General features: G+C 74.1%; 13 protein-coding genes and 1 pseudogene. 4 read left to right on the forward strand and 10 right to left on the reverse strand.

Features of this window, described 5'->3' with window-relative positions:
* Positions 1-368: 368 nt before the first annotated feature.
* Positions 369-869 carry a DUF1772 domain-containing protein gene (locus tag O4J56_RS23645; RefSeq protein WP_270688748.1) on the reverse strand — a complete coding sequence of 167 codons (501 nt, stop codon included), beginning with the start codon at positions 867-869 and terminating at the stop codon, positions 369-371.
* 25 nt (positions 870-894) lie between these two features.
* Positions 895-1,713 carry a sulfotransferase family protein gene (locus O4J56_RS23650; protein WP_270688749.1) on the reverse strand — a complete coding sequence of 273 codons (819 nt, stop codon included), beginning with the start codon at positions 1,711-1,713 and terminating at the stop codon, positions 895-897.
* 154 nt (positions 1,714-1,867) lie between these two features.
* On the opposite strand from O4J56_RS23650, the pseudogene O4J56_RS23655 reads away from it, so the two are divergent.
* Both O4J56_RS23655 and O4J56_RS23660 read left to right on the forward strand, forming a co-directional pair.
* Positions 1,868-2,061: pseudogene (locus O4J56_RS23655) on the forward strand (IS481 family transposase); the annotation flags it as partial.
* 29 nt (positions 2,062-2,090) lie between these two features.
* Positions 2,091-2,222 carry a hypothetical protein gene (locus O4J56_RS23660; protein ID WP_270688785.1) on the forward strand — a complete coding sequence of 44 codons (132 nt, stop codon included), beginning with the start codon at positions 2,091-2,093 and terminating at the stop codon, positions 2,220-2,222.
* 126 nt (positions 2,223-2,348) lie between these two features.
* On the opposite strand, the gene O4J56_RS23665 is transcribed toward O4J56_RS23660, so the two are convergent.
* From O4J56_RS23665 to O4J56_RS23680, 4 genes are all read right to left on the reverse strand, one after another.
* Positions 2,349-3,014, reverse strand: a complete 666-nt coding sequence (locus O4J56_RS23665; RefSeq protein WP_270688750.1) for a response regulator — start codon at positions 3,012-3,014, stop codon at positions 2,349-2,351.
* The gene (locus O4J56_RS23670) at positions 3,011-4,213 is read right to left on the reverse strand and encodes a sensor histidine kinase (RefSeq protein WP_270688752.1); all 1,203 of its coding nucleotides are present in this window, start codon (positions 4,211-4,213) and stop codon (positions 3,011-3,013) included. Before O4J56_RS23670 ends, O4J56_RS23665 begins: the two co-directional genes overlap by 4 nt.
* Before the next feature lie 185 nt (positions 4,214-4,398).
* Positions 4,399-5,679 (reverse strand): GTP-binding protein, encoded by a 1,281-nt coding sequence (locus tag O4J56_RS23675; protein WP_270688755.1) that lies wholly within the window; start codon positions 5,677-5,679, stop codon positions 4,399-4,401.
* A gap of 133 nt (positions 5,680-5,812) precedes the next feature.
* Positions 5,813-7,807, reverse strand: a complete 1,995-nt coding sequence (locus tag O4J56_RS23680) for a cation:proton antiporter domain-containing protein (RefSeq protein ID WP_270688756.1) — start codon at positions 7,805-7,807, stop codon at positions 5,813-5,815.
* A gap of 188 nt (positions 7,808-7,995) precedes the next feature.
* Here O4J56_RS23680 and O4J56_RS23685 point away from each other — a divergent pair, with 188 nt between their 5' ends.
* Together O4J56_RS23685 and dnaN are read left to right on the forward strand one after the other, a co-directional pair.
* On the forward strand, positions 7,996-8,466 hold the full coding sequence (locus O4J56_RS23685; protein ID WP_270688758.1) for a DUF4442 domain-containing protein: 471 nt from the start codon (positions 7,996-7,998) through the stop codon (positions 8,464-8,466).
* Between the two features lie 509 nt (positions 8,467-8,975).
* Complete coding sequence (dnaN, locus tag O4J56_RS23690; RefSeq protein ID WP_270688760.1) at positions 8,976-10,139, forward strand: DNA polymerase III subunit beta; 1,164 nt, start codon at positions 8,976-8,978, stop codon at positions 10,137-10,139.
* Positions 10,140-10,217: 78 nt separating this feature from the next.
* On the opposite strand, the gene O4J56_RS23695 is transcribed toward dnaN, so the two are convergent.
* The 4 genes from O4J56_RS23695 to O4J56_RS23710 form a co-directional block, all read right to left on the reverse strand.
* A complete protein-coding gene (locus O4J56_RS23695; RefSeq protein ID WP_270688762.1) occupies positions 10,218-10,643 on the reverse strand; it encodes a PPOX class F420-dependent oxidoreductase in 426 nt (141 codons plus the stop codon).
* Positions 10,644-11,878: 1,235 nt separating this feature from the next.
* Positions 11,879-13,144, reverse strand: a complete 1,266-nt coding sequence (locus O4J56_RS23700) for an IS256 family transposase (protein ID WP_270688763.1) — start codon at positions 13,142-13,144, stop codon at positions 11,879-11,881.
* A gap of 305 nt (positions 13,145-13,449) precedes the next feature.
* Positions 13,450-14,253 (reverse strand): DUF2786 domain-containing protein, encoded by an 804-nt coding sequence (locus O4J56_RS23705; RefSeq protein WP_270688783.1) that lies wholly within the window; start codon positions 14,251-14,253, stop codon positions 13,450-13,452.
* Positions 14,254-14,425: 172 nt separating this feature from the next.
* The gene (locus O4J56_RS23710; protein ID WP_270688765.1) at positions 14,426-14,833 is read right to left on the reverse strand and encodes a hypothetical protein; all 408 of its coding nucleotides are present in this window, start codon (positions 14,831-14,833) and stop codon (positions 14,426-14,428) included.
* Between the last annotated feature and the right edge of the window lie 504 nt (positions 14,834-15,337).

Below are 15,337 nucleotides of genomic sequence, written 5' to 3' on the forward strand. Positions count from 1 at the left end.
CGGGAGAACGGACGCTAAAACCGGCCCGGTAGGGGCGTTTTTCCCGAGATCAACGGCGTAGGGGCGGCGGTCGGCGGCGGAGTCGGCGGGGCCGGGCCCCTGCGGCGCGCCTGCCTATCCGCGCCGGCTCTCACACCGCTGATCGCGGCGAAACGGAAGCGCGCCACACGCCTTTGTCGAGATCATCGCCGGGCCGGGGCGCCCACGGGTCACAGCTCCGGGCCCACCCCACCGCGTTCACGCCGCCCAGCTGCACCCGCCCGGTCCGAGCCCGCACGGACCCGGGGACCGGGCGGGCACACGAAGGAGCCGGGGTCGGCACCACCCTGCCGACCCCGGCCGCTCTCGGTTCCTGCCGGATCCGCCGCTCAGCCGAGCGGGACCGCCGCCAGGATGTAGAGGAGGAACCCGGCCGTGATCACCACGGTGCGCCAGGCGTGCCCGTGGATCCACCGCTCGCGGACCGCGCTCAGCCGCTCCTCGTCCAGCGGGGTGTCGGGGCCGGGGGCGCCCCCGGTCGCGGGCATGTCCGCCGCGACCGTCTTCAGGCTCTTGTTGATCCGGACGTTGACCAGCTCCGACATCAGGGCCAGAGCGCTGTTGCAGCAGAGGGCGGCCACCCGGACCCAGCGGGCGGGGCCGTCCTGGGGCAGGAACACCAGCACCAGCGTGGCCAGGCTGGTGGCGACGTTCAGCGCCGGCATGTAGCGCTCGATGCTGCGGTCCAGCGCCACGTGGAGCCGGATCCAGTCCGGCACCGGCAGCGCCCGCAGCGTGGGGCAGACGCCCAGCAGCACCATGAGCAGGGCGCCTGCCTGGATGCCGCTGCCCGCCAGGCTCACCGACGTGAGCAGATCGTTCCAGAACACGGGGGTCTCCTCGGGGACGGAGGGGTCAGGGCCGCCGGGGGCGCAGGGTGCGGGCGGCCGCGGCGCCCGCCAGGACCAGGGCGCCCGCCGCCGCCCCGGCGGCGGGTCCCGCGACCCGGCCCGCGGCGGCGGCCCCCACGGCCGCGGCGCCCAGCGCGGCCGCGGCGGGCAGGGCCAGGCGGCGGCGCACCTGGCCGATCTGGGTGCGGCCGAAGTCGTCGGAGGCGTTGGCCGAGGGGAAGGGGGCGTCGGGCACCTCGGTCCCCAGGAAGTCGCAGAGCGGCTCCCAGCCGTCGGCGACGTCGTAGACCAGCAGCCGGTCCTCGGGAACGGCGTCGCGGACCTCGTCGATGTGGGCGCGGAACCGCTCCACGGCCTCCCGGCGCTGCGGGTAGCGGCCGCCGAAGACCCGGTCGCGGATGGCCCGGTCGTTCATGTCGAGGAAGGCGCCCAGCCCCGGGCTGAGCAGGGGGACGAGGCGGCGCAGCGGACGGCCCCACGGCCGCTGGACGATGTACTGCAGCCGGAAGACCGTGGAGGCGGCGCTGTCGAACCAGCGGTCGGGATCGCGGACCGTCAGCACCACCTTGGCCTTCGGGTAGTGCTCGCTCAGCTCGCGCCAATAGGAGGCGCCGGGCCAGTCGACCGTCGACCGGTAGCCGGTGAACACCTCGTCCCAGTCGACGGGCAGGCCGTCCCCGGCCCGGATCCAGTCCTCGGCCCGGCGGGGTTCGCCCAGGACCTCGAACATGTGGTAGCAGGGGCCGTACCCCAGCTCCTCCAGCGCCGCCTTGAGGGAGGCCGTTCCGGTCCGGCCGAAGCCGGCGCCGATCACCTCGATCATCGTGCTCTCCTGCCGGTCCTGGTGCACGGTCGCGCGCCGCGGCGCCGCGGGTGCGGCGCGAGCGCACCGCAACCCTGCCGGAGCGCGGTCCAGGATCACTGGTGGTCCCGTGGAGGCGCCCGCCCCGCCGGGGCCGCGCCCGTGGCGGCGGACCGAACGAGGGGTGGTCCGGCTGCGCGAGGAGCACCGCCTGGGCCTACAGAGCCGGGCCTCCCGCACCCGGGCGGCCGCCTCCACCGCCCACCGCATCCTGGTGCGCCGCCATGAGCGCGACCGCCCCGGCTCGCTGGTCCGCATGGATGTCGAGAGACTCGGCCGCCCCCCGACGGCGGTGGGTGGCGCGCCCTGAGCGAACTCGGCGGGGAGGACGCGGTCCCATGGCGGAGCCCATCGTCGACCATCCGGGGGGCGAGGTCGCCCGGCCGGTACCGGGCCGCCCCGGCTCGCTGGTCCGCATGGATGTCGAGAGACTCGGCCGCCCCCCGACGGCGGTGGACGGCGCGCCCTGAGCGAACTCGGCGGGCAGGACGCGGTCCCATGGTGGAGCCGCTGGAGGGGCCCACCGTCGACCACCCGGGAGGCGAGGTCGCCCGGCCGGTACCAGGCCGTCCCGGGGGCGGCACGGCCCGTGCGTGTCAGCCCGGCAGGTCCCCCGGGCGGACCAGGCCCGACTCGTAGGCGGCGACGACGAGCTGGGCCCGGTCGCGGGCGCCCATCCGGGTCATCACGTGGTTCACGTGCGTCTTGGCGGTCGCCGGGGAGATGTCCAGCGCCTCGGCGATCCCGGCGTTGTCCAGGCCCCGCCCGACCAGGCGCAGCACCTCGCGCTGGCGCCCGGTCAGCGACGCGGCCGGGCCCACACCGTCCGGGGGCGGATCCGGCACGAACCGCTCCAGCACCCGCCGGGTGACGCCCGGGGACAGGAGCGCGCCGCCGCGGGCGGCGGCCCGGACCGCGTGCACCAGGTCCTCGGTCTCGGTGTCCTTGGTGAGGAACCCGCTCACCCCCGTCCGCAGGGCGGCGAAGAGGTGCTCGTCCTCGTCGTAGGTGGTCAGCACGATGATCCGGGTGTGCTCCAGCCCGGGCGCCGCGGCGATCCTGCGGGAGGCCTCCAGCCCGTCCATCCGCGGCATCCGGATGTCCATCAGCACCACGTCGGGGCGGAGCCGTTCGGCGGCCCGCACCGCCTCCGCGCCGTCCTCGGCCTCGCCGAGCACGGTGATGCCCTCCTCGGCGTCCAGGATCGCGGCGAAGCCGGCGCGGACCAGGGACTGGTCGTCCACGAGCAGGACTCCGATCACCGGTCCGCCTCCACCCGCTCGCCCGCCGGGGGCTCCGGCGGCGGCTCCGGCGGCGCCGCGGGCAGGCGGGCGGTGACCCGGAACCCGCCGTCCGGCGACCGGCCCACGTCGACGGTGCCGCCCACCGTGTGGGCCCGCTCGCGCATGCCCTTCAGGCCGTTCCCGCCGGGCGGGCCGCCCGCGGGGCCCACACCGTCGTCCTCCACGTCCAGGGCGATTCCCCCGTCCCCGCAGCGCAGCCGGATGCGCACGGTGCTCCCCCCGGAGTGGCGCAGCGCGTTGGTCAGGGCCTCCTGCAGGATGCGGAAGGCGGCGTGCGCGGTGTCCGGCGGGGCCTGGGCGAGGTCGCCCTCGGACGACAGGCCGACCTCCAGCCCCGACCGGCGGACGTCGTCCACCAGGGCGGCGACCCGGTCCGCGGTCGGCGGCTCCTCCTCCTGTCCCGCCGCTCCCCGGCGCATCTCCCCCACGGTCCGGCGCACCTCCCCGATCGCCTCCCGGCTCGCGTCCTTGATGTGGGTGAGGGCGGTGACCGCCCCCTCGTGCGTCCCCTGGTGCAGTCCCCCCTTGGCCTGCACGTTGATCAGGGACAGGCTGTGCGCCAGCGTGTCGTGCAGCTCCCGGGCGATCCGCAGCCGCTCCTCGGCGACCAGGTTGCGGGCGACCAGGTCGCGGGTGCGCTCGGCCTCCCGGGCGCGGTGCTCGGCCTCGTCGACATAGGCGCGGCGGGCCCGGGACGCCTCCCCCGCGGCGACGGCGAGCAGCAGGCTGACCAGCTTGCCGAAGAGCGGCACCGGGTCCGGCCAGAAGCCGTCCCGGAGCAGGTACTCGGTCAGCTCCATGGCGCCCAGCGTCGTCGCGCCCAGGGCCAGCGCGGCCGTGCGGTGCCCGAAGGCGACGGCGGTGGAGAGCGCGGCGAGGAAGGCGATCAGCATCGGCCCGTCGGGGAACAGCAGTGCGTAGTAGGCGATGCTGATGGCGCCGGTCAGCGCCGTGCACAGGACGGGGGAGACGCGGCGCAGGGCCAGCGACAGGCACGCGGCGGCGATGAGCGCGATACCGCCCGGGGGCAGCCCGCCGGACGGTCCGCCGTGGGCGACGAGCACGGTGACGGTGACGAGCGGTGCGCCGAGGAGCGCGCCGAGGATGAGGTCGGCGGCCCAGTCGGGTGGTCGGATCCGGCCGTTCGCGCCGAGCATGGCCGAAAGCCTAGCCCGGGTCCGTCCGACTCGGAAGGCCGTGCGCCGCCGGAATTCCCGCGCGCAGGCCACCGCCGTGCGGACGGACCGCCCCGCCGGATGCGGACGGGCGCATCCGGCGGCCCGTACCCCGTGCGCTCGCCGGTTCACGCTCCGCACCGCAGTGGGGGCGGGTGCCGGAGGGGTCAGCGGGCGGGCGCGTGCGCCTGGGCGTGGACGTGGGCGTGGTCCGTGTGGTCCCCGTGGACGTGCATGTCCCATTCGGGGAACGGGTCCTCGAACCCTCCTACGGAAAGCGCGCTCTCCTCGGACGTGAGGAGGCATTCCTCCAGCGCCGCCTGGAGTGCGTCGCCCTTGAGTGCCTGCCCGATGAAGACCAGTTCCTGGGCGGAGCCCGGGGACGCGCCCTCCCGGCCGCCTTCCCATCCGACTCCGACTCCGACTCCGCCTCCGTGGCCGTCGGCCGTCGCGGGGTCGGCGCCGAGGGGCTCGGTGTGGAGGACCGGCCCGGCCTGCGACCACAGCCCTCCCACCCCCGGCCGGGAGGCGAGCGTGAAGAAGCCCTTGGAGCGCAGCACGGTGCCGAACTCCCCGGCGTCGAGGCGCTCGGCGGCAAGCGCCCAGAGTCGGCCCGGGTGGAACGGGCGGTCGGCCCGGAAGACGATGCTGGAGATGCCGTACTCCTCGGTCTCGGGGACATGGTCGCCGTTCAGCTCGGCGACCCACCCCGGGGCCTGCGAGGCCCGTTCCAGGTCGAACAGCCCGGTGCCGAGGACCTGTGCGGGGTCGACCCGGCCCCGCTCGGCGCGCACCAGGCGGGCGAGCGGGTTGAGGCGGCGCACCGCGGCCTCCACGCCCTCCGCCTGCTCGGCCGTGACCAGGTCGAGCTTGTTGAGCACCAGCACGTCGGCGAACTCCACCTGGTCGACGAGCAGGTCGCTGACGGTGCGCTCGTCGCCCTCGTAGGCGTCCAGGCCGCGTTCGGCGAGGTCGTCGCCGCCCTGCAGCTCGCGCAGGAAGGCCGCCGCGTCGACGAGCGAGACCATGGTGTCCAGCCGGGCGATGTCCTGCAGCACCGAGCCGTCCTCGGCGGGGAAGGCGAAGGTGGCGGCGACGGGCATCGGCTCGGAGATGCCGCTGGACTCGATGAGCAGGTAGTCGAAGCGCCCCTCGCGGGCCAGGCGGGCGACCTCGACCAGCAGGTCGTCGCGGAGCGTGCAGCAGATGCAGCCGTTGCTCATCTCCACCAGGCGCTCCTCGGTGCGGGACAGCGCCCCGCCCTCGCGCACCAGGGCGCCGTCGATGGCGATCTCGCTCATGTCGTTGACGATGACGGCGACCCGCATGCCGGAGCGGTTCGCCAGCACGTGGTTGAGCAGGGTGGTCTTGCCGGCGCCGAGGAAGCCGGAGAGCACGGTCACCGGGAGCGGGGCGCGCGCCGGGGGCGGGTTGGACGGGGTGTCCATACGGGGAGTCCTTCCGCACGGGAATGAAAATGATGATCATATTCAATCGTGCGGCCCGGCCTCCGCCCCGGCCGGGGGCGGTCGGGGCGGAGGCCCGCGGTCGGCCCGTGGTCGGTCCTCGGTCGGCCCGCGGTCAGTCCGCGGGCTTGAGCGTCGTCGCGTCCTCGAAGCACCACGCCCAGGCCTCGCCGGGTTCGGCGGAGGCGGCGATGGGGTGGTCGTGGGAGGCGGCGTGGGCGGAGGCGTGGCGGGCGGGGGAGGAGTCGCAGCAGCCCACGTTCCCGCAGGACAGGCAGGTGCGCAGGTGCACCCAGTCGTTCCGGCCCTCGCGCAGGCAGTCGGTGCACCCCGGGGAGCGGGGCAGCACCGGCCGCACCCCTTCGGCGTGCGGGCAGGCGCCCGCCGGGTCGGGGCGGAAGTCCACCGGGGTGTCGGTGCGCGGGTAGGCCCCCGGGGCGGCCGACGGCAGGCCGAGGCGCTCCACCACCGCCGCGCACACCCGGTCGGCCACCGCCCCGGGGCCGTCCAGCACCCGGTCCACCCCGGCCCGGACCAGCTCGCGCGGGACCGGGCCGTCGACCGGGCAGACCGCGATCGGCACGTCCGGGGCGGCGCGGGCGATCACCGAGGCGATGGCGGCCGTCTCCTCACCGGTGTTCTCGCAGATCAGCACCAGCCGTGCCGAGCGCAGCCCGGCCTGCTCCAGCACGTTGCGCTTGACCGGGTCGCCGCGCACCACCCGGTACCCGGCCGCCTCGGCGTCGGCCGCCAGGTCGGGCCCCAGCGTGGTCACCGACACCGGCACGCCGCGGGCCCGCAGCGTCGCGGCGACCTCCCGGGAGACCGGCCCCCATCCGGAGATCAGCACCGGGTCCCGGTGAGAGCAGGCCGCGGGGTCCTTCTTCGCGGCGGAGGCGGAGGCGGGTGCCGCGGGGCGGCGTGGGCCCAGCACCCGGCCCAGCCGGTCGCCGAGCGAGGCCAGCGCCGGGGTCACCACCATCAGCAGCACGGTCACCGAGATCAGCACCTGCTCGCCCCGCTCCCCCAGGGCGCCGAAGTCGAGCCCGCCGTCGTGCCCGGCGCGCTGCAGCACGAAGGAGAACTCGCCGATCTGGGCGAGCATCAGCCCGCCCGCCACCGCGGTGGGCGCCCCCAGGCGCAGCGCCGCCAGCGCGGCGGCGCCGGTGACCGCCTTGACCACGACCACGCCTAGGGCGATCAGGCCGATCAGCCACCACAGCTCCGCCAGAGCGCCCAGGTCCAGCAGCATCCCGATGGAGACGAAGAACAGCGCGCTGAAGACGATCTGCAGCGGCAGCACCTCGCCCAGGGCGTGCTGGCCGTGCCGGGACTCGCTGACCACCAGGCCGGCCAGGAACGCCCCCAGCGCCACGCTCACCCCGGCGAGCGAGGTGACGAAGGCGGTGCCGATCCCCAGCGCCACCACGGTGAGCAGGAAGACCTCGGGCGAGCAGGCGCGGGCGACCGCCTCCAGCAGCGGAGGCATCACCTTGCGGGCGACCACCAGCACCACCGCCAGCACGGCGGCCGCGGTGCCCAGCGCCCGAGCGATCTCCCCCGGGCCGCCGCCCTCGCCGGTCAGCAGCGGCAGGAACAGCACCATCAGCACCACGGCCAGGTCCTGGAAGATCAGCACCGCCACCCCGGCCTGGCCGACCGGGCGGGTGGTGTCGCCGCGCGAGGCCAGCACCTTCAGCACGATCGCGGTGGAGGAGAGCGAGACGAGCAGCCCGGTGAACAGGGCGACCCGCCAGTCGGCGCCGAAGAGCGCGGTGACCCCGGCGGTGACCGCGACCGCGAGGACGACCTGCAGGCCGCCGCCGACGAGCACGTGGCGCTTGATGGCCGCCAGCCGTTCCAGGGAGAACTCGATGCCGATCGTGAAGAGCAGGAGGATGACCCCGATGTCGGCGGCGTCCTCGACGACCTGCGTGCTCTGCACGAGGCCGAGCTGGTGCGGGCCGATCACCACCCCGGCCAGCAGGAACCCGACGATGGGCACCACGCGCAGCCGGGTGGAGGCGTAGCCGATGACCGCCGCCGCGCACAGCAGCACGGCCAGCGGCATCAGGTAGTCGGGCACGCTCTCGCCCGCGGCCAGGTGCATGGTGGATCCCCCCTGTTCGCGTCCCGGGCCGGTGCCGCCCGGGCCGCACCGGCATCAGGCACCGACGTGCGGCACCGACATTATGGGGGCCGTATGCAGGGGCGGAGGGAAGGAGGGGGCGGGGCGCGGCGGAAAAGGGGGGTCGGGGGCTGGCCCGGGGCCATTACCGACGAGTAACATTTGGTCCCATGACAGCGTTCGACGCCGAGACGGCGGAGCAGATCAAGGCCGGCTTCCTGGCCACCGTCCCCTTCGTGCGCACCCTGGGGCTGCGCTTCGAGGAGCTGGAGCCCGGCCGCTCCGTGATGCGGCTGGCCGACCGCCCCGAGCACCACAACCACATCGGCGGCCCCCACGCCGGCGTGATGTTCACCCTGGCCGAGTCGGCCTCCGGGTCCATCATCATCAGCACCTTCGGCGACCAGCTCGACCGGGTCGTGCCGCTGCCCACCACCGTCACCCAGACCTTCGAGAAGGTCGCGATGGGCGACATGGTGGCCGAGGCGAGGCTCGGGCGCCCCCGCGAGGAGGTCATCGCCGAGCTGGACGACGGGAAGCGCCCGGAGTTCCCGGTGGAGGTGGAGCTGCGCACCGAGGACGGCACGGTGACCGGGCACGTGACCGTCATCTGGACCCTGAAGCCCAAGCGCAGGGACTGAGCCCCGCCGGAGGTAGCGGCGGCGCTCGCGCGGTGCCGGTTCCGGTGCGGTGCTCGCGCGGCGCGAAGGCGCAGGGGCAGGGCTGCGGGACCGAGGCCGGTCCGCAAAGCGCGCTCCGGCCTCGGGACGCCCCGATCGAAGTTCGTCTGTCGGTCGGCGCCCGTCCGTCGGTAGCGGTCCGTCGGCGTCGGGGGAGGGCGCCGCCTCGGCCTCCTGGGAACTGTCGCCGCCGAGTCGGCCACTGCCGTCGACCGGCGCCCGTCCGTCGGTTGCGGTCACCGGTGTCGGGGGAGGGCGCCGCCTCGGCCTCCTGGGAAGCGTCGCCGTCGAGTCGGCCACTGCCGTCGTCGGTGTCCGTCCGTCGGTCGGTGCTCGTCCGTCGGTTGCGGTCACCGGCGTCGGGGGAGCGCGCCGTCCCGGACCTCCGGGGAACTGTCGCCGCCGCCGAGTACGGTGGCGGCAGTTCCGGCCCGCAAGGGCCGGTCGGCGAGTTCCAGGAGGTTATCCGGGTGAGGATCCGAGCCGACCGAGACGCGTTCGCCGAGGCCGTCGCCTGGACCGCCCGGGCGCTTCCGTTGCGCCCGGCCATGCCGGTCCTGGCGGGCATGCGCATGGAGGCCGCCGACGGCGTGCTCCGGCTGTCCGGGTTCGACTACGAGGTCTCGGCCCGCGCGCGCGTGGACGCCGAGGTGGAGGAGGCCGGGGCGGTACTGGTCTCCGGCCGCCTGCTGGCCGAGATCGCGCGCAGCCTGCCCGCGTACCCCGTGGGGATCGAGGCCGACGGCGGCCGCGTGCTGCTCACCTGCGGCCCGGCCCGCTTCACCCTGGTCACCCTCCCCTTGGAGGACCATCCGCTGCTCCCCGACATGCCGCCCGCCGCCGGGTCGCTGCCGGGTGAGGCGTTCGCGGGCGCGGTGCGCCAGGTGGTCCCGGCCGCCAGCCGGGATGACACGCTGCCCATGCTCACCGGAGTGCACCTGGACTTCGGCGCCGACTCCCTGGCGCTGGCCGCCACCGACCGGTACCGGATCGCCGTGCGCCGGATGTGGTGGCGCCCCGAGCACCCCGGGGCCGCCGGGGCGGCGCTGGTGCCCGCGCGCACCCTGAGCGACCTGGCCCGCACCCTGGACCCGTCGTCCAACGTGGAGGTGTTCCTGTCGGGGGCCGCCGGTGGCGGCGCGTCGGCGTCGGGCGGCGAGGGCATGATCGGCTTCGAGAGCGGCGGCCGGAGCAGCACCACCCGCCTGATCGACAGCGACTACATCCCCTACGAGAAGCGCTTCCCGACCGAGGCCGCGGCCCGGGCCGAGGTGCCGCCCGCGGCATTCACCGAGGCGGTCAAGCGGGTGGCGCTGGTGGCCGACCGCAGCACCCCGGTCCGGATCACCTTCACCCCGGGCTCGGGCGGGTCCGCGGGCGAGGCGGTCCTGGAGGCCGGGTCGGGCGAGGACGCCCAGGCCGCCGAGGCGATGGCGGTGGACTACGACGGCGAGCCGATGCGCATCGCGTTCGCCCCCGGCTACCTGCTGGACGGCCTGGCCGGCGTGTCCACCGAGCGGGCGCGCCTGGACATGACGCAGCCGACCAAGCCCGCGGTGATCTCGGACGCCCCCGCGGCCGAGGGCGAGGAGCCGGAGTTCCGCTACCTGGTGATGCCGCTGCGCCTGTCCTGAGGCGCCGAACTCGTCCTGAGGACGCCCGGTCGGACCGGAGCGGAGCGGCGCCGGGGAAGGGCGCCGCTCCGGACGCGGTCAGTCGGGGCACCCCTCGTTGCTGGCGATCTCCTCGCGGTCGAAGGGGATGATCTCGTAGTGGAGCGTGCGGTACCGCAGCAGCCGGTGGGTGGCGGGCACGGCCCAGCGCTGCAGCATCGGGTGGCGCCGGCCCAGCAGGAGGGCCGCGTGCCGGGACTCGGCGTCGTCGAGCAGCCGGACCCGCCCGCGGACCGGCATGCCGTGGGGCTCCCCGCGGAAGCTGCAGGGGCGCAGGTCGGCGACGGGGTTGTTGCGCAGCCGCTTGGCCTTGCCGGAGTCCTCCCAGGTGCGGAAGAGGATCCGCGCGCCGTCGACGACGATGCTCACCGGGGTGTCCACGCCGGTGACGCCGTCGGACCGGTAGGTGGTGAGCAGTGCCGTCTTGTGGCCGCGGAACGGTTTGAGGAGTGTGGCCGTGTTCATCGAGGATGACTCTCCTTGGGTCCGTTCGTGTACAGACCACCTTCCCAACGAAGTGACCTGAATCACCTTCGCCACGCCTGTGATCGGTCCGCCGGGGTCGGCGCGCCGTCGGTCCAGGACTGGCCGGGGTGGACCGCTCCGGGCCGGACCGGGTCGGACCGGGTCGGACCGGTGGAGGGCGCGGTCGCCGGGGGTGGCCCGAACCGGACACGAGGTGCGGTTTATCCACAACGATGTGTGGTTAGGGTGGGTCCTTCCGCGTCCGATCCGGGGATGTGCACGGCCTTGTCCACAGAAATCCCCGCCCTTGTGGAAAACCGGGTGGGGGTGTCAAAGGGACACGAGCCGGCCCCGGCGGCCCCGCCAACGACGGAGCTCAGCGGCCCGTGCGGCAGCGCTGTCGGCCGTGGGGCGTGTGGATGGTCGACGTGATGGGCGGCGACGGAGTGAGCCGGGCGGTTCCCCGGTCATGCCTGCCGTCCGCCAGGCTCCTCGCGGTCCGGGAGGGCGGCTCAGCTGGTACCCCGCTCAAGGGCCCCAGCCGTGCGGCAGGCCGTCGGGGTGTGGGGTGGATGGCGGCGACGAGGAGAGGTCAGCGGCCCGCACCGCAGCGCTGTCGGCCGTGGGGCGTGTGCATGGTCGCCGTGGAGGGCAGCGACGGCGAGAGCAGGGCGGTTCCCGGGCCCTACCTGCCGCCCGGCGGGTTCCTCGCGGTCCGGGTGGCGGCGCGGTGGGCAGGGTGCGTGGCTGAGCGCGTTCGTGGCGGCCGCCGCCCCGGTGCGCCCTTCCTGGCGATGATCTCGACAGGAGTGCTGTCAAAACCGCCGGTATGGCAGCACCTTCGTCGAGATCATCGCCGAAGGGGGCGGGCGAGGGGTGCGGGGGAATCCTGCGTCGTGAAACCGACGCCTGATCTGCCGAAAAGCGTCGATTCCACGACGCAGGATGCCCGAACCCTTCTCCCGCCGCCCGTTATGCCCGGTATGCGCCGCCCGGGAGGGCCCCCTCCGCGATGATCTCGGGGAACCCGGGGTTAAAACGGACACGATAAGCCCGTCTTTCCCGAGATCAACACCAGTGCGCCCCGCGCCGCTGCTCCCTCGTTGATCTCGGGAGAATGGACGCTAAAACCGGCCCGGTAGGGGCGTTTTTCCCGAGATCAACGAGGAGCGGCACCGGGGATGCGGGCGCCACGAGCGGGTCTGTCAATCTAACGGTGTAACTATTTCTCCTGGTCAACGCCGTGTCGCGGTCAACCTGCCCTCGAAGGCCAGATCGAAGGCATTCAACGCCCTCTTCCAACGACCGCTCCACCTGGCCCTGCCCGTGCCCTTGGGATCCAAGGCCATCAACGCGAGATAGACGCACTTCAAAGCAGCGCTCTCACTGGGAAAGTGCCCGCGGGCCCTGACCGCGCGGCGGATGCGGGCGTTGATCGACTCGACCGCATTGGTCGTGCACACCACCTGGCGGATCTCGGCATCGAAGGCCAAGAACGGCACCATCTCCGGCCAGGCGTCCTGCCACAGCCGCACGATGGCCGGATACCTCTGCCCCCAGTCCTGGGCGAACTCGGCGAAGCGCTCGGCGGCGGCCTGCTCGGTGGGGGCGGTGTACACGGCCCGCAGAGCCGCGGCGATGCGCTTGCGGTCGGTATGGGAGGCATAGCGGAAGCTGTTGCGCATCAGGTGCACGATGCAGGTCTGCAGCACCGTGCGGGGCCAGACGGACTCGACCGCCTCGCCCATGCCCTTGAGGCCGTCGGCCACGAGCATGAGCACGTCCTCCACGCCGCGGTTCCTGAGCTCGGTGAACACCTGGGCCCAGTACTTGGCGCCCTCCCCGCCGTCCCCGGCCCACAGCCCCAGGATGTCGCGCTCGCCCTCGGCGGTCACGCCCAGCACGAGGTAGAGGGGGCGGTTGGCCACGGAACCGTCGCGGATCTTGACGTTGATCGCGTCCACGAACAGCACGGCATAGACCGCGTCCAGGGGCCGGTTCTGCCACTCGGCCATGCGCTCGGCGGCGGCTTCGGTGATGGCCGAGACGGTCTGTTTGGACACCTCGGCGCCGTAGGCCTCGGCCAGGTGGGCGCAGATCTCGCCGTGGGTGAGCCCTCGTGCCGACAGGGACAGCACGATGCCGTTGATGCCCGACAGGCGCCTTTGGCGCTTCTTGACGACCTGCGGGGTGAAAGAGGCGTCGCGGTCGCGGGGCACCTCGATGTCGACGGGGCCGGCCTCGGTGGTGAGGGTCTTGGAGCGGGTGCCGTTGCGGGCGTTGGTCCCTGCGTTCTGGGACCGCTCGTGCTTTGCATAGCCCAGGTGCTCGTCCATCTCGGCTTCCAGGACGCTCTCAAGGGCGGTCTTGGTCAAGCGGGCCAGGAGCCCGTTCTCTCCGACCATGTCGATGCCCTCGGCCTTGGCCTTGGCTACCAGCTCGGCGAGGAGTTCCTCGTCCGGTCGGGCAGTATCCACCGCGGACTGCTTGTTGTCACTCATGGTGTTCTCCTACCCCCGTGGAGTTACACCGTTCTGTTTACAGTCCCCCACGAGCGCGGGCGGGCACGCGCCTCCAGTACCGCGCTGCCGCCCGGACCGTGAGCAGCCCGACGGACGGCAGGCGGGGCCGGGGAACCGCCCCGCTCACTCCGTCGCCGCCCATCACGGCGACCATCCACACGCCCGCCAGCCGACAGTGCTGCTGTAGGTGCCGCCGGCCTTTCCTCGTCGCCGCCTTCTCGCTCACGCTCAGGCGGCCTGCCGGACGGCCTGGGCCCCTGAGCGGGCTACCTGCTCAGCCGCCGTTACTCGCCTTCCGGGAGCGATGAGGTGGACCCGCCGCCGACCGCGGTCTCCATCCCCAGCTGCGCGCTGCGGCCCCGCAGGTATCCGGCGCGGTATCCGGCCTTGTGGTGGGTGCGCTCCGGACGGGGCTGCTTGAGGTCCGGGAAGCGCTTCTGGAAGTCCTCCTTGACCCGGTCCACGTCGGTGCGCAGGACGAGTTCGGCGCCGATCGGCTCGTCGCCCGGGGTCCCCGACCCCGAGCCGCCGCCGGTCTGGGACTCCTCCTGCAGCCGGGCGCGGAACTCGCGGATCCGCTCGGCCACCGCGTGCCCGTAGGCCCGGACGAACGACCGGTAGAACCGGCTGCGCTCGGTGGCCAGCGCGGACCGGTCGAGGTTGCGCAGTTCGCGCAGGTCGGCGATGTGGTTGCGGGCCGTGAACCGGGCCGAGGCCTCCATCTGCAGGGTGATGGACGGCAGCAGCACCCGCAGGGAGTCCAGTGCGGACTCGGTGCCCACGACGATCAGGGTCCGCTCGGTGTTGGCGGAGGTGTTGCCCCGCACGGCCGACTGGCAGCCGAACGCGGCGGCGATCTTGGCCAGCGCCTTGACCCGGGCCTTGCCGTGCCCCCCGGAGCCGGAGACGGGGAAGTCCAGGCGGGAGACCGCCTCGGCGTCCTCGCCGCGCTGGGCGCGCGCCTCGGCCTCGGCGATGGCGTGCCGGGTCATCAGCTCGGCGGCCTTGGCGGTGAAGGCCTGGCTCTCGGCGTCGGTCACCGACGGGTCCTCGGCCTTGCGCAGCAGGCTGCGGACCCGCTCGACCATCTTGCGGCGGGCGTCCTCGGTGTCGGTGGTCAAGAGGCTCCTCTCAGCGGCCTCCATCGAGGTTACCGGCGGTGGGCGCGCGCGGGGCGCGGCCGTCCACAGGCTGTGGGCGGAGGCGGGCGGGCATGCGCGGGGGCCGGGGCGCACGTGCGCCCCGGCCCCGAAAGCGCGGCTACCGGTTCCCGCCCCCGGCGACCGTGCCGATCAGGCCGAGGATGATCCACAGCAGGGCGACGGTGCCCAGACCTGCGAAGACCCCGCCGATCAGGCCGCCGCCGGTCAGCAGGGTGACCAGCGCGACACCGACGCCGCCCGCGACGGCCGGTGCCCCGGCGAACTTCCACGGGTACTGTCCGGCCCAGCGGCGCGCCCGGCGGTCGCCCTTGCTCCCGATCAGGGCCACGGCCCCGCCGACGAGGGCGAAGAAGAAGATCCCGGTGGTCAGCCCGGATCCGATCGACATGTTGAGCAGGAACGAGAGGGCGCCGGTGGTCGCCCCGGCCCCGAGGGCCCATCCCCAGGGCCAGATCATCGTCGCCGAGGCGACGGGAGTGAATGCGTTGCCGCGCTCCAGCGTCATGACAGCTCCTCGCTCGGCGGTGGACCGCCGTACCGCTACGTCTGCACTCCAGCATGCCCGGGAACGGCCCCGCGGCCATCAGGGCCCACCCCTGACTTACCCCTGAGCCGCCGTTTCCGCACGTGTCCACCGCGCCCGGCCACGGCCGGCCTCAGGAGGGGAAACGAACGACCCCGCCCGGTAGTGCCCGCCGTCGGCGCATGCGCGGCCGCTCCCTCGTTGAACTCGGGGAAAAGGACGCTAGGACAGGCCCCTCAAGCTCTTGGGTTCTTGGTGTGGGGGCACGGGCCGGTTGCCCCGGGGGGAGTCGGTGCCCCCCCCTGCCACGGCCCCGGGAGCACCACCGGCAGTGACCCGCCAGGCGGGCCGCCGCTGTCGCCACGTGTGCGCCCGCGATCACGGAGCTCTGTGGCCACTGCTCTGGCCGGGGAGGACACCGGCGACCCCAAAGACCCAAGACTTGCGCGGGCCCGGTAGGGGCGCTCTCCGCCAGATCACGAGAGA

The sequence above is a fragment of the Nocardiopsis endophytica genome, from assembly GCF_027706725.1.
Taxonomy (GTDB): Bacteria; Actinomycetota; Actinomycetes; order Streptosporangiales; family Streptosporangiaceae; genus Nocardiopsis_A; species Nocardiopsis_A endophytica.

Coding starts and splice junctions, on each gene's coding strand:
- O4J56_RS23650 (WP_270688749.1), bottom strand. CDS start 1,713: ATGATCGAGGTGATCGGCGCCGGCTTCGGCCGGACCGGAACGGCCTCC.
- O4J56_RS23660 (WP_270688785.1), top strand. CDS start 2,091: ATGGCGGAGCCCATCGTCGACCATCCGGGGGGCGAGGTCGCCCGGCCG.
- O4J56_RS23670 (WP_270688752.1), bottom strand. CDS start 4,213: ATGCTCGGCGCGAACGGCCGGATCCGACCACCCGACTGGGCCGCCGAC.
- O4J56_RS23675 (WP_270688755.1), bottom strand. CDS start 5,679: ATGGACACCCCGTCCAACCCGCCCCCGGCGCGCGCCCCGCTCCCGGTG.
- O4J56_RS23680 (WP_270688756.1), bottom strand. CDS start 7,807: ATGCACCTGGCCGCGGGCGAGAGCGTGCCCGACTACCTGATGCCGCTG.
- O4J56_RS23685 (WP_270688758.1), top strand. CDS start 7,996: ATGACAGCGTTCGACGCCGAGACGGCGGAGCAGATCAAGGCCGGCTTC.
- O4J56_RS23695 (WP_270688762.1), bottom strand. CDS start 10,643: ATGAACACGGCCACACTCCTCAAACCGTTCCGCGGCCACAAGACGGCA.
- O4J56_RS23700 (WP_270688763.1), bottom strand. CDS start 13,144: ATGAGTGACAACAAGCAGTCCGCGGTGGATACTGCCCGACCGGACGAG.
- O4J56_RS23705 (WP_270688783.1), bottom strand. CDS start 14,253: ATGGTCGAGCGGGTCCGCAGCCTGCTGCGCAAGGCCGAGGACCCGTCG.
- O4J56_RS23710 (WP_270688765.1), bottom strand. CDS start 14,833: ATGACGCTGGAGCGCGGCAACGCATTCACTCCCGTCGCCTCGGCGACG.